20 protein-coding genes are annotated in these 12,505 nt (G+C 67.6%); 7 read left to right on the top strand and 13 right to left on the bottom strand.

All coding sequences use genetic code 11. From position 1 onward, the window contains the following. From J2Y54_RS05765 to hisB, 7 genes are all read right to left on the bottom strand, one after another. Positions 1-324, bottom strand: a complete 324-nt coding sequence (locus tag J2Y54_RS05765; RefSeq protein ID WP_310037679.1) for a phosphoribosyl-ATP diphosphatase — start codon at positions 322-324, stop codon at positions 1-3. 31 nt (positions 325-355) lie between these two features. Next, entirely contained in the window at positions 356-553 is a 198-nt protein-coding gene (locus tag J2Y54_RS05760) for a hypothetical protein (protein ID WP_310037677.1), read from the bottom strand. Between the two features lie 100 nt (positions 554-653). Then, positions 654-905: a PEP-CTERM sorting domain-containing protein gene (locus J2Y54_RS05755; protein ID WP_310037675.1), complete on the bottom strand. Its 252-nt coding sequence runs from the start codon at positions 903-905 to the stop codon at positions 654-656. Positions 906-1,029: 124 nt separating this feature from the next. Next, positions 1,030-1,797 carry an imidazole glycerol phosphate synthase subunit HisF gene (hisF, locus tag J2Y54_RS05750; protein WP_310037674.1) on the bottom strand — a complete coding sequence of 256 codons (768 nt, stop codon included), beginning with the start codon at positions 1,795-1,797 and terminating at the stop codon, positions 1,030-1,032. Beyond that, entirely contained in the window at positions 1,794-2,519 is a 726-nt protein-coding gene (gene hisA / locus J2Y54_RS05745) for a 1-(5-phosphoribosyl)-5-[(5-phosphoribosylamino)methylideneamino]imidazole-4-carboxamide isomerase (RefSeq protein ID WP_310037673.1), read from the bottom strand. The genes hisF and hisA overlap by 4 nt, the downstream gene beginning before the upstream one ends. Further along, complete coding sequence (gene hisH, locus J2Y54_RS05740; RefSeq protein ID WP_310037672.1) at positions 2,507-3,109, bottom strand: imidazole glycerol phosphate synthase subunit HisH; 603 nt, start codon at positions 3,107-3,109, stop codon at positions 2,507-2,509. The genes hisA and hisH overlap by 13 nt, the downstream gene beginning before the upstream one ends. Continuing rightward, positions 3,106-3,693 carry an imidazoleglycerol-phosphate dehydratase HisB gene (gene hisB, locus J2Y54_RS05735; protein ID WP_310037671.1) on the bottom strand — a complete coding sequence of 196 codons (588 nt, stop codon included), beginning with the start codon at positions 3,691-3,693 and terminating at the stop codon, positions 3,106-3,108. The genes hisH and hisB overlap by 4 nt, the downstream gene beginning before the upstream one ends. 102 nt (positions 3,694-3,795) lie before the next feature. Between hisB and J2Y54_RS05730 the strand changes: the two genes are divergently transcribed. From J2Y54_RS05730 to J2Y54_RS05700, 7 genes are all read left to right on the top strand, one after another. Beyond that, positions 3,796-4,281 (top strand): ClpXP protease specificity-enhancing factor SspB, encoded by a 486-nt coding sequence (locus tag J2Y54_RS05730; protein ID WP_310037669.1) that lies wholly within the window; start codon positions 3,796-3,798, stop codon positions 4,279-4,281. A 53-nt stretch (positions 4,282-4,334) separates the two neighbouring features. Then, positions 4,335-5,720 carry a class II fumarate hydratase gene (gene fumC, locus J2Y54_RS05725; protein WP_310037667.1) on the top strand — a complete coding sequence of 462 codons (1,386 nt, stop codon included), beginning with the start codon at positions 4,335-4,337 and terminating at the stop codon, positions 5,718-5,720. A 228-nt stretch (positions 5,721-5,948) separates the two neighbouring features. After that, a complete protein-coding gene (locus J2Y54_RS05720; protein WP_300498095.1) occupies positions 5,949-6,083 on the top strand; it encodes a hypothetical protein in 135 nt (44 codons plus the stop codon). Continuing rightward, positions 6,080-6,277, top strand: a complete 198-nt coding sequence (locus J2Y54_RS05715; protein WP_310037666.1) for a hypothetical protein — start codon at positions 6,080-6,082, stop codon at positions 6,275-6,277. The genes J2Y54_RS05720 and J2Y54_RS05715 overlap by 4 nt, the downstream gene beginning before the upstream one ends. Beyond that, positions 6,274-6,465 (top strand): hypothetical protein, encoded by a 192-nt coding sequence (locus J2Y54_RS05710; protein WP_310037664.1) that lies wholly within the window; start codon positions 6,274-6,276, stop codon positions 6,463-6,465. The genes J2Y54_RS05715 and J2Y54_RS05710 overlap by 4 nt, the downstream gene beginning before the upstream one ends. A 48-nt stretch (positions 6,466-6,513) precedes the next feature. Continuing rightward, positions 6,514-7,188: a guanylate kinase gene (gmk, locus tag J2Y54_RS05705; RefSeq protein WP_405052879.1), complete on the top strand. Its 675-nt coding sequence runs from the start codon at positions 6,514-6,516 to the stop codon at positions 7,186-7,188. Positions 7,189-7,376: 188 nt separating this feature from the next. Next, the gene (locus J2Y54_RS05700) at positions 7,377-7,937 is read left to right on the top strand and encodes a hypothetical protein (protein WP_310037661.1); all 561 of its coding nucleotides are present in this window, start codon (positions 7,377-7,379) and stop codon (positions 7,935-7,937) included. Here J2Y54_RS05700 and J2Y54_RS05695 read toward each other — a convergent pair. From J2Y54_RS05695 to crcB, 6 genes are all read right to left on the bottom strand, one after another. Beyond that, positions 7,934-9,283 carry a cation:proton antiporter gene (locus tag J2Y54_RS05695; RefSeq protein WP_310038480.1) on the bottom strand — a complete coding sequence of 450 codons (1,350 nt, stop codon included), beginning with the start codon at positions 9,281-9,283 and terminating at the stop codon, positions 7,934-7,936. The two genes, J2Y54_RS05700 and J2Y54_RS05695, sit on opposite strands and share 4 nt — an antisense overlap. Before the next feature lie 111 nt (positions 9,284-9,394). Next, entirely contained in the window at positions 9,395-10,084 is a 690-nt protein-coding gene (locus J2Y54_RS05690; protein WP_310037660.1) for an ATP12 family protein, read from the bottom strand. A gap of 4 nt (positions 10,085-10,088) precedes the next feature. After that, entirely contained in the window at positions 10,089-10,304 is a 216-nt protein-coding gene (locus J2Y54_RS05685) for a hypothetical protein (RefSeq protein WP_066660146.1), read from the bottom strand. Further along, on the bottom strand, positions 10,301-10,960 hold the full coding sequence (locus J2Y54_RS05680) for an HAD-IA family hydrolase (RefSeq protein ID WP_310037659.1): 660 nt from the start codon (positions 10,958-10,960) through the stop codon (positions 10,301-10,303). The genes J2Y54_RS05685 and J2Y54_RS05680 overlap by 4 nt, the downstream gene beginning before the upstream one ends. Further along, a complete protein-coding gene (locus tag J2Y54_RS05675) occupies positions 10,957-12,105 on the bottom strand; it encodes an RluA family pseudouridine synthase (protein WP_310037658.1) in 1,149 nt (382 codons plus the stop codon). Before J2Y54_RS05675 ends, J2Y54_RS05680 begins: the two co-directional genes overlap by 4 nt. Beyond that, positions 12,102-12,482: a fluoride efflux transporter CrcB gene (gene crcB / locus J2Y54_RS05670; protein ID WP_310037656.1), complete on the bottom strand. Its 381-nt coding sequence runs from the start codon at positions 12,480-12,482 to the stop codon at positions 12,102-12,104. The genes J2Y54_RS05675 and crcB overlap by 4 nt, the downstream gene beginning before the upstream one ends. Positions 12,483-12,505: the final 23 nt, after the last annotated feature.

Raw genomic sequence — 12,505 nt, 5'->3', positions numbered from 1 at the left:
TCAACTCTCCTTGCGGCTCGCCTTTTCCTCGATCCCCGACACGCCTTCGCGCCGCGCCAGTTCGGCGCGCACGTCGTCGAGGCTAAGATCCATGTCGGCGAGCAGCACGAGCAAATGGAAGATCAGGTCCGCCGCTTCACCGGTAACCCCGGCGCGGTCGTCCTGCACGGCGGCGATCGCGGCCTCGACCGCTTCCTCGCCCAGCTTCTGTGCGATCTTGGCGCGGCCCCGCGCGGTCAGCTTGGCGACATAGGATGACCCCGGATCACCCGTACGGCGGGCACGGATCACGGTTTCGAGCGTGGCGAGAATATCGTCGGCCATGGGCGCGCAGTCGGTCAGCGCGGGGCCGGTGTCAATCCTGAGCGCTTGCCTCACGCCGCGCGCGGGCGCGGCGGCGCATCGCGCGCTGGGCAAGCCACAGCCCGGCTGCGGCCATCGCGGCGAGCGCGAGGTCCGACAGCTCGGGCATGGTGCGCCGGCTGATCTCGCCGCTATGCGCGGCGAGCGCCGGGGCGGTGGTCAGCAGCAGCAAGGGCAGGGCGCGGAACATGATTCGACCCTAATCCACGACCCCTGCCAAAAGGTTGAGGCGCGACTCCACTCTGGCGGCACCGGCCCGCTCCTCCACCCGGCGCCGCTTGCGCGAAAGCTCAGTCCTCGCGCTTGCGGCGGCGGCGCATGATCGCGGCGCCGGCAATGCCGAGCGCGAACAGGCCGATCGCTGCCGGTTCGGGGATCGAGGTCGGGCTGCCGCTGCCCGATCCGCCGCCCGACGATCCGGTGCTCCCGCCCGAGGACGAGGACGGCGGCGTCGAGCCGCTCGGCGGCTTGTCATAGGCCAGCGCCGGAGCGGCGGCGATGATGGCGGCGACGGCCGCGGCGCGAAGGCTGGTGCGAATCATGGGTTTCTCCCGTTCCCGGTGGTCTGCCCGTCGGGACGCAAGACTCTTGCCAGCTGGCGCAAATCGCGATGGATGCTGCGTTGCAAGGGTTAACGCGCGGTGCGCGCACCCGGTAACTGTCAAATTAACCGACGCTGCGCACCGGGATGCCCGCGCCTGCCAGCGCGGCATGGGCATCGGCGATGCTCGCCTGCCCAAAATGAAAGATCGACGCCGCGAGCACCGCGCTGGCATGGCCCTCGACAATGCCGGCGACCAGATCGGCGAGCCCGCCGACTCCGCCCGATGCCACCACCGGCACGCGCACCTGATCGGCGATGGTGCGGATGAGCGGCAGGTCGTATCCGTCGCGCGTCCCGTCGCGGTCCATCGAGGTAACGAGCAGCTCGCCCGCGCCTAGCCGCGCAAGGTTGAGCGCGTGTTCGACCGCATCGATGCCCGTGGGCTTGCGCCCGCCATGGGTGAAGACTTCCCAGCGACCCGGTTCCACCTGCCGCGCATCGACCGATGCGACGACGCACTGGCTGCCCATCTTCTCGGCAATGTCGGCGACCAGCTCGGGCCGTGCGACCGCCGCGCTGTTCACCGCGACCTTGTCCGCTCCGGCGAGCAGCAGTGCGCGCGCGTCCGCGACGCTGCGTACGCCGCCGCCAACGGTCAGCGGCATGAAGCATACTTCGGCGGTGCGGCGCACCACATCGAGGATCGTGCCGCGCGCCTCATGGCTCGCCGTGATGTCGAGAAAGCAGAGTTCGTCAGCGCCGGCGGCGTCATAGGCGCGCGCCTGTTCGACCGGATCGCCGGCATCGACCAGATCGACGAAATTCACGCCCTTGACCACGCGGCCACCGGCCACGTCGAGACAGGGGATGACGCGCGCGCGGACGGTCATGCCGCGGCCCTGATCGCCTCGGCCAGGTCGAGCCGTCCGTCATACAGCGCCCGCCCGGTAATCACGCCTTCGATGCCGGGCTTGCCGACCAGCGCATGGATGTCTTCAATCCCCGCCACGCCGCCGCTGGCGATCACGGGAATCGTCACTTCGGCGGCGAGCGCCACCGTCGCATCGACATTGCAGCCCTTGAGCAGCCCGTCGCGCCCGACATCGGTGAACAACAGTGCCGCGACCCCGGCATCCTCGAACCGGCGACCGAGTTCGGCGACCGACACGCTCGACACGTCCGCCCAGCCCTTGGTCGCGACAAAGCCGTCGCGCGCGTCCACGGCGACGACGACGCGGCCCGGATGCGCGGCTGCGGTCTCGCGCACGAAATCGGGGTCTTCCAGCGCTGCGGTGCCGATCACCACGCGGGTCACGCCCAGTTCGAGCCAGCGTTCCACCGACGCGCGGTTGCGGATGCCGCCGCCCAGCTGGACCTTGCCCGGGAAGCGATCGACGATTGCCGCGACTGCGACGCCGTTGACGGATTCGCCCGCGAACGCCCCGTCGAGATCGACGACATGCAGCCACTCGGCCCCCGCCTGCGCGAACAGGCTCGCCTGCGCGGCGGGGTCGTCGCCATAGACGGTGGCGCGGGCCATATCGCCTTCTGCAAGGCGGACGACCTGCCCGGATTTGAGGTCGATGGCAGGAAAAACGATCACGGCTTCCATCCTAGAAAACGCTGGAGAAGTGCCAGCCCGTAATGCTGGCTCTTTTCGGGGTGGAACTGCACCCCGAGGATATTGTCGCGCCCGATCGCCGCGGTGACCGGACCGCCATGGTCGGTGACCGCCAGCACGCCGCTGCCCGAATAGGCAAAGCTGTGCAGGAAATAGGCCTCGCCCGGTTCGATCAGCGCATGCGGCGCGAGCGGGGTGACGTCGTTCCAGCCCATGTGGGGGATATGGACCTGCGATGCGGGGAGTTCGCGTACCACGCCGTCCATCCAGCCCAGGCCGTCATGGCTGCCATGTTCCTCGCCGCGCGTTGCCAGCAACTGCATGCCGACGCACACGCCCAGGAACGGCGCGCCCTGTTCGAGCACGCGGCGCTCCATTGCCTCGACCATCCCGGGAATCGCGCGCAACCCCGCCGCGCACGCGCCGAATGCGCCGACGCCGGGCAGGACGACGCGATCGGCCCTCGCCACCACATCGGGGTCGGCAGTGACCGCGACGGCGTGCGCGCCGGCGGCTTTCAGCGCGTTATGGACCGAATGAAGGTTGCCGGCGCCATAATCGATCAGCGCGATCGCGGTCACAGCGTCCCCTTGGTGCTCGGAATCGCATCGGCCTTGCGCGGGTCGATCTCGACCGCCTCGCGCAGCGCGCGCGCCAGCCCCTTGAACGCGGCTTCGGCGATATGGTGGTTGTTGCTGCCGTACAGCGTCTCGACATGCAGCGTCAGTCCGGCGGTCTGGGCGAAGCTGTGGAACCAGTGTTCGAACATCTCGGTATCCATCTCGCCGAGCCGCTTCTGGCTGAACTCGGTCTTCCACACGAGATAGGGCCGCCCCGAAATGTCGAGCGCGACGCGGGTCAGCGTCTCGTCCATCGGGCTCAGCGCATCGGCGTAACGGCGAATGCCGCGCTTGTCGCCCAGCGCCTGGGCAATCGCCGCGCCGATCGCCAGCCCCGTATCCTCGACCGTATGGTGCTGGTCGATATGCAGGTCGCCGACCGTCTTCACGTCGAGATCGATCAGCGAGTGGCGCGACAGCTGCTCGAGCATATGGTCGAAAAAGCCGATCCCGGTGGCGATCGCATAGCTGCCGGTGCCGTCGAGATTGACGGTCACGTCGACAGAGGTTTCGCTGGTCTTGCGGCTGATCGTGGCGGTACGCATGCGCGACCCAATAGCGGTTGCGCCGTAGGGTGCAATCACTCCTGCACTTTGGGGAATGGCAACAAATCTTGACCACTCCGCTGGCGCCGCTAGGTCAGGGGCATGAGCGGTACCGTACCAGACAGCCTGATTCCCTATGACGAAATCGTGCAGGAGGCTCTGCGCGCAGTCGTCGGCCGGGTGCTGGACCAGGTCGCCGCCACCGGCGCGCTGCCCGGCGCGCACCATTTCTACATCACGTTCAAGACGCGCGCGCCCGGCGTCGACATTCCGGCCCGGTTGCTGGAACGCTTCCCGGACGAAATGACGATCGTGCTGCAGCATCGCTTCTGGGACCTCACCGTCGATGAAACGCGCTTCTCGGTCGGGCTCAGCTTCAACCAGATCCCGTCGACACTGGTGATCCCCTTTGCTGCGATCACCGGTTTCCACGATCCGGCCGTGAATTTCGAACTGCGCTTCCAGGCGGCGGAGGATCCCGACGGTCCCGAGCCGCACGATTCGGCGGAAAATGACGAGCCGCCGGTTGCGACCCCGGTCGAGGACGGGTCGAACGTCGTGGCGGTGGATTTCAAGCGCAAGAAATAAGGGGTTGCGTCTGCGCCACCACGTCCCAGCTTGATCGGGACGATGGAGGCCAAATGACCGATACCCGCACCGAAACCGACTCGATTGGCGCGATCGAAGTCCCCGCCAGCGCCTATTGGGGCGCGCAGACGCAGCGGAGCATCGCGAATTTCCCGTTCGGCCCGACCGAGCGGATGCCGATCGGGATCATTCACGCCCTGGCGCTGGTGAAGCAGGCGGCGGCGCGGGTGAACCGGCGCCACGGCCTCGACGCGCCGCTGGCCGACGCGATCGAGGCGGCGGCGGCGGAGGTCGCTGCGGGGCAGCATGACGACCAGTTCCCGCTGGTGATCTGGCAGACCGGCAGCGGCACCCAGTCGAACATGAACGTGAACGAGGTGATCGCTGGCCGCGCCAACGAACTGCTGACCGGCACGCGCGGCGGCAAATCGCCGGTCCACCCCAATGATCACGTCAATATGAGCCAGTCGTCGAACGACAGCTTTCCGACCGCGCTGCACATTGCGGCGAGCATCGCCGTGACCCGTCACCTTCTCCCTGCCGGGCTGCAATTGCAGCGGGCGCTGGAGGCAAAGGCGGCGGCGTGGGCGGAGATCGTCAAGATCGGCCGCACGCATCTGCAGGACGCGACCCCGCTGACCCTGGGACAGGAAGCCTCGGGCTGGGCGAATCAGATCTATCGCGCGCTGCGTCGGATCGAGCCGGGGGTGATTGCGGGGACCAACCGGCTGGCGCAGGGCGGCACCGCCGTCGGCACTGGGCTCAATGCGCCAGCCGGTTTTGCCGGCGAATTCTGCGCGGCGCTCGGCGAAATCACCGGGCACCCCTTCATGCCGGCGGAAAATGCGTTTGAGGCGCTCGCCTCGAACGACCCCCTTGTCCACCTCTCCGGCACCCTCAACACGCTCGCGGTCGCGCTGACGAAAATCGCCAATGACATCCGTCTGCTCGGCTCCGGTCCGCGCTCGGGGCTGGGCGAACTCGAACTTCCCGCCAACGAGCCGGGCAGTTCGATCATGCCGGGCAAGGTCAACCCGACCCAGTGCGAGATGCTGACGATGGTCGCGGGGCAGGTCATCGGCAACCACATGGCGGTGACCGTCGGTGGCATGCAGGGCCATCTCGAACTCAACGTGTACAAGCCGCTGATCGGCGCGGCGGTGCTGCGCTCGATCCATCTGCTCAGCGTCGGGATGGAGAGTTTCGCCGAACGCTGCGTCGAAGGGCTGGTCGCCAACGAAGGGCGCATCGCGGAACTCGTCGACCGCTCGCTGATGCTCGTCACCGCGCTCGCGCCCGCAATCGGCTACGACAATGCCGCCAGGATCGCCAAGACCGCGCATGAGCAGGGGACGACGCTGCGCGAGGCGGGGCTGGCGCTGGGGCTGGTCGATGCCGCAACCTTCGACCGGCTGGTCCGCCCCGAAACGATGGTCTGAGCACGCGTTTTAGATGTTTCCATAATCCTCCCCCGCCAGGGGGAGGTGGCACGCGTAGCGTGACGGAGGGGGAGGATGCTCCACGGTCGAGAGGACATCGCCGTCCTCCCCCTCCGTCGCCTGCGGCGCCACCTCCCCCTGGCGGGGGAGGATTGACCCATTCGCATTGCCGCTGCGGAACCGGTTGCGGTTTCGCGCTTTTTCTCCCCGAAAGCGGAGGCGTGGTTAATGGACGGATCGATCATCGGTGCGCTGCTTGGCGGAGTTGCGGTCGCGTTTGCGGGCGCGGCCTTCTGGACCGGCTTGCGCGGGATGGGTGAGGTGTTCGACCTCGCCACGGGAAACAAGGAGTTTGGACGATGATCGGCGATCTGGTGGCAGGCTATATCGGCAAGCGTATCGATGAGAGCGACGGCGAGGGGGGGACGCTCGGCACCATCGCCGGCATTGCGGCATGGCGCGTCGGCAAGACAGTCGTCCCGGCCGCGATCGTGCTCGGTGCGGCCGCGCTCGGCGCGCGCTATCTCCGCCGCAGGTGGCAGGCGCGCTCGGCATGATCCGCACCATCTTCGCTGCGCTGCTCGGGCGCGCGATCGATCGCCGCGACGGTCGCGGCGGGATGAAGGGTGCGATCATCGGCGCGGTCGGTCAGCGTGCGTTGACGCGGATGGGGCCGTTCGGCTGGGTAATCGGCGGGCTGATCCTGCTGTGGTCGCTGATGACCGGCCGCCGCCGCCGCTATTAACCGCCTCCCAGCCTTGACGTAGCCGCTCCGCCCGCGCCAATGGCGCGCATGGCGCATCGCGATTCCAAATTCGAATTTGACCGCAGGGGCGTGCTGTTCGTCCTGTCCTCCCCTTCGGGCGCGGGCAAGTCGACCATCGCGCGCAAGCTGCTTGAGCGCGAACCCGGCATGGGTGTGTCGGTGTCGGCAACGACCCGCCCGATGCGCGAAGGCGAGCAGGACGGACGCGAATATCATTTCCTGTCGACCGACGAGTTCAAGGCGCGTGCAGCCCGGCACGAATTCCTCGAATGGGCGCACGTCTTCGCCTATCGCTATGGCACCCCGCGCGAACCGGTGAAGCGGATGCTCGCCGCCGGGCAGGATGTGCTGTTCGATGTCGACTGGCAGGGCGCACAGCAGCTGTTCCAGCTGGAGGGCGGCGATGTCGTCCGCGTGTTCATCGTTCCGCCCTCGCTGACCGAACTCGAAAAGCGCCTCCGCGCGCGCGCGACCGACAGCGAGGATGTGATCCAGTATCGCATGAAGCGCGCCGAGCGTGAGCTGAGCCACTGGGACGGCTATGACTATGTGGTCGTCAACGACGATCTCGATGCGTGCTTCGAGAAGGTTCACACGATCCTGAAGGCGGAGCGCGAGAAGCGCTCGCGCAAACCCGGCCTGATCGGCTTCATCCGTGAGCGTGCGGAAGAGGCGATCGAAATGGGCCTCGCTACCCGTTAGGTTGCTTGCAGCAACGCGGCACCGGCCCGCTCCCCCACCCGGCCACCCATAGAATACACTGTCGTTGGGTGGCCGGGTGGGGGAGCGGGCCGGTGCCGTCTCGGCGCAGCCGACCAACAACTGAACTTTCGCATCGCCCGATTGTTACGGCTGCACTAACCTGCGCCGAGACAATGGGGAGAGCGCATATGCCAAGAGTTTTGCTGGGCGGCCTGCTGGGCGGGGTCGCGATGTGGATCGTGGGGTTCATCTTCTGGGGTACGCCGCTGTCGATGCTGGCGACCAGCAACGCGGGCGACAGCGCCAGCGTCGCGGTCCAGGCCGCGCTCGCGCAGCATCTTGGTCCCAATGGAACCGGCGCTTATCCGATTCCGTGGCCGGGCACGCCGCTCGGCACCCAGGCCTATGGCGAGGGGCCGACCGCGCTCGTGCTGTTCAACACCAACGGGTTCGCGCTGCCCGATACCGCCGCGCTCGTCGGCGGGCTGATCCTCGGCATCCTCTGCGCATTGCTGCTTGCCTTCGCGCTGGCGCGGCTCACGACCGGCATGGGCTTTGCCCAGCGGCTGACCGCTGTCGGCCTGTTTGCCGTCGCCTTCACCGCCTATAGCCAGCTGGGACAGCCGGTATTCAACCACGCGCCGTGGGGTTATTTCATCTATCTGTGGATCAGCGAAGTCGCCGGCTGGCTCGCCGCCGGAGCAGTGATCGCCTGGCTGCTGCCCAAGCCCGCAGCCCCGATGGTCTAGACCGGACGCGAGGCGATGGCGGCGCCCGGTGCGTCGCCATCCTCGCCGCGCAGCGTATCCAGCTCGCCGCTCGCCCGCGCGCGCTTGCCATAGACCGCTTCGAACAGCGGTCCGGCCATCATCGTCGTGACAATCGCCATCAGCACCATCATCGAAAACAGCGTCGGCCCGATAATCCCCTTTTGCAGGCCGATATTGATGATGATCAGCTCCATCAGCCCGCGCGAGTTCATCAGCGCACCGATGCCGAGCGCGGTGCGGTTATCCTCGCCCGACAGCCGCGCTGCCGCCCAGCACGCGCCAAGCTTGGCGAGGATCGACACCGCGAGAATGCCGAGCGCGATCGCGAGCAGCGACAGGCTGTTGACCATGTCCATCCGCGTGTTCAGCCCCGAATAGGTGAAGAACATCGGCAGCAGCATGACGACCGCGAGCGGCTCGACCTTGCGCTTCAGCTCCGCGACGAACAGCCCGCGCGGCATGCATACGCCGAGCAGGAAGCCGCCGAACACGGCATGGATGCCGATCGCGTCCATCAGAAATGCCGACAGGCAGAACAGGATCAGCGTGATCGCGAGCACCAGATTGGTCATCTCGCCGCGCGTTTCGACCGCGCGACCCAGCGGGGCGAGCAGGCGCTTGCCGAACACCAGCATGAACAGCGTGAAGGCGATGCCGCCGACAATCGCGATGACCGCAATGCCCGGTCCACCGCCAAAGGTCGCGAGCACGATCGCCAGAACGCACCATGACACGGCGTCGTCGAATGCACCTGCGGTCAGCGACAGGGTGCCGAGCGAGGTCTTGGCGAGGCCGCGCTCATTGATGATCCGCGCCAGCATCGGAAAGGCGGTGAGTGCGATGCACGCACCCATGAACAGCGTCGCGCTCCACTGGCTGACGCCGTCCGCGAACAAGCCCGGCATGCCCAGCAGCCAGGGCGTCAGCAGCACCGCGCACAGGAACGGGGTGGCGATGCCGGCGACCGATACGGTGGCAGCGCTCTTCGCCTTGGTCTTGAAATGGTCGAGATGCAGCGTGCAGCCGACCAGGAACATGTACAGGCCGACGCCGAACTGCGCGCCGACATACAGGACGTTTTTGGTTTCCTTGGGGAAGATCGCCGCCTGCAACTCGGGGAAGAACAGCCCGAACAGCGACGGGCCGAGCACGACGCCTGCGATCATCTCCCCCACCACCTGCGGCTGGCCGAGGAATTTCTGCCCCAGCCAGCCGACCACGCGCGCGGCAAGGATGATCAGCGCAAGCTGCAGGAAGAAATGGATGCTGTGATCGTTCGGGGTAAAGCTCGCGGCGGCATTCACCGCCGGGCCATGCGCACCCATGACGTCGCTCAATGCCCGCAACGTATCGGCGAACAACGCTTCGAACACCTTACCATCCCTTCGCAACCGACGGCGCCCCTGACGCGCTGGTATCGCTACCAGCCCGTTCGATCAGAGCAACTGCAGAAACCTCACCGCCGCCGCATAATCGGCCCGCCGCGCATCGCGCGCCTTGCGGGCCAGCTCGTCCTCACCCCAATGTTCGACCTGCCAATCCTCGTCCAGATTGGCGGCGGACCAGATATCCTCCGGCTCGGCAGCACGCTCGATCAGTGCGAGGGCGGCGACCAAAGACCCAGTGACGGTGACGATCGGCGACAGCCCGGCGAGCTCGAACGGCGACCGCGCCGCGACCGCCGCAGCCAAGGCAGCGACTGCCTCGGGTGGCTGCGCGACGTGGACGATTCCGGTGGTCGGAGTCAGCCCCGCGCCATAGCGCTCCTGCACCCAGCCAAGCAGCGGGTCCCAGCTCGCCGCCTGCCGCAGTTGCAGTTCCAGCGGATGCTCGGCGCGATAACAGAGCAGGTCGCTCTCGCCATATTTGGCAAGGCCGGCGGCAAAGGCGGCGGGGGCGGGCGCAATCCGGTCGATCGCCGCATTGGCAAGTCCCGTGAGCGGCATCGCGCGCGGGTCGATCGTCTCGCCGACGCCGCGCCACTCCTCCGCCACCGCTTCGGCGAGCGCGGGATTGGGCAATGTCAGCGACGCGCGGCCGGGCGTCCGCACCGGCTTGCCGTCGAGCTGCACGTCATGCCCGCCATCGGCCGCGACCAGCGCGACCTCCTTCCAGAACCGTCGCATGATTCTATTCCGTCGGTGGGGTGCGCCAGCGCCGGGCGAGCGCGCGCGGCACGACCGCGATGCAATAGAGGCCCGACAACAGGATTGCGGCGCCCAGCAGGCGCATCACCATATCCTCGGCGCGGCCCATGATGATCAGCCCGAACACCGCTCCGGCGACCGCGATCATCTGCGCGAACACCATCGCGAAATAGCGGTTGCGGGCCGGATCCTCGGTCATAACGCCTCCAACAGCGCCGGCAGGTCGCGCGCATGCGTCGTCACATGATGCGCCCCGGCGGCATGCAGTTCATGCGCCGCGTGATAGCCCCACGCAACCCCGACCGCGTGCGTCCCCGCATTCACCGCCATCGCGATGTCATAGCTGGTATCGCCGATCATCGCGGTGCGCAGCGGATCGCCGCCCGCCTCGGCAATCGCGGCCTGCAGCATCGCCGGATGCGGCTTGGACGGATGCCGGTCGGCGGTCTGCAGCGTCACGAAGCGGTCGGTCAGCCCATGATGCTCCAGGATCAGCGCCAACCCGCGATCCGACTTGCCGGTCGCAACGCCCAGCAACCAGCCGCTGTCGCGCAGCGCCGCGATCGCCTCGGCCACGCCGTCGAACAGCGGCTCGGGATCCAGCGCCGCATCCATCCGCATCGCGTGGAACGCGCGCTTGTACGCCTCCGCCATCTCGACATGCAGCGCATCGTCGCCGTCGGGCAGCAGCTGCGCGATTGCCGGGACCAGGCTCAGCCCCACGATCCGCCTGATGTCCTCGCGCGTCGGCGGCTCCAGCCGGTGCGCGACAAAACACGCCTCCATCGCGCGACAGATATTGGCCTGCGAATCGACCAGAGTGCCGTCGCAGTCGAACACGGCAAGGCGCGTCATGGCTTCTTGGTCGGCTTTCGAGCGGGCTTCTTCGCCGGTTTCTTGGCAGCCGTCGTATCCCGCCGTCCCTGCCGCTCGCCGCGCCGCTCCTTGCGATAGGTCTTGGCGTGCGCCTTGGCCTTGGCCTTTTCCTGCTCCTTGGTGAACGGCACCTTCTCGTCAGGCGGCAGCTTGTCGCCATCCTCGAGGGTGAAGCCGAGCTGGACCAGAGTCTCCGCAAAATGCGTCGGCAGGTCCGCGGTCACGTCGAGCTTGCCGCCATCGGGATGGTCGATGCGGATACGCCGCGCATGCAGGTGCATCTTGCGGCTGATGCTGCCCGACAGGAACGCCTCGGCCATGCCGTACTTCCCGTCGCCGACGATCGGGTGGCCGATCGCCGCCATGTGCACGCGCAGCTGGTGCGTGCGCCCGGTATGCGGCTGCAGCTCGACCCACGCGGCGCGGTTGCCGGCGCGGTCGATCACGCGATAGCGGGTGCGCGCGGGCTGGCCTTCCTTCTCGTCGACCTGCATCTTCTCGCCGCCGGTGCCGGGCTGCTTGCCCAGCGGCAGGTCGATGAACCCGTCCTCGATGCTCGGTACGCCGACGACGATCGCCCAATAGGTCTTGCGCGCCGTCCGCCCCGAAAAGCTCTTGGAGAAATAGGCCGCGGCACGCGCCGTGCGCGCCAGCACCAGCGCGCCCGACGTATCCTTGTCGAGCCGATGGACGAGCTTGGGCCGCGTATCGAGGTCGAAATACAGCCCGTCGAGCAGCATATCGACATGGTCGTGGGTCTTGGTCCCGCCCTGCGTCGCCAGACCCGGCGGCTTGTTGAGCACCAGCGCCTGCGCGTCGCGATGGATCACCATCGACTCGGCAAACTCCATCTGCTCGGGCGAGAGGACAGGGCGCGCCTTTTTCGGCTTGGCGGTCGCGACCGGAGTGGCGTCGGCCGGGGGTACGCGAATCACCTGTCCCGCCTGAATGCGGTCGCCCGGCGTGGCGCGCGCGCCATCGACGCGCAGCTGCCCGGTGCGCGCCCAGCGCGACACGATGTTGAAGCTGGTGTCGGGCAGATGCCGCTTGAACCAGCGGTCCAGCCGGATGCCATCATCGTCGAGCGCGACGGTGAACTGGCGGACATTCGCGTCGGCGCTCATGCCGCCACCATCCGGCTGACCTGCAGCCCGGCGAACAGCGCGCCGATCGAGAGGGCGACCGAGGCGAGGATGTAGAACAGGGCGGTCATCAGCTCGCCGCGCTCGATCATCAGCGCGGTTTCGAGCGAGAAGGCCGAAAAGGTGGTGAAGCCGCCAAGCACGCCGACGCCGAGCAGGTAGCGCAGCGCCTCGTCCCCGCTCGCCCGCGTCGCCAGCCAGCCGGCGAGCAGTCCCATGGCCAGCCCGCCAAAGACATTGACTGCAAGGGTACCGACCGGAAAGCCCGGCCCCCAGAGTGCGAGCGCCGCGCGCCCGACCAGATGCCGCGCGCCGGCGCCGACCGCGCCGCCCAGCATGACAAGAAACAGATGATGCATTTCGTCGCCCTAGCGCGGAATGC

It is taken from the genome of Sphingomonas sp. BE123 (genome assembly GCF_031456015.1).
Lineage (GTDB): Bacteria > Pseudomonadota > Alphaproteobacteria > Sphingomonadales > Sphingomonadaceae > Sphingomonas.
Note: the sequence above shows the minus strand (reverse complement) of the source record. Positions and strands in the feature narration are given on the sequence as shown.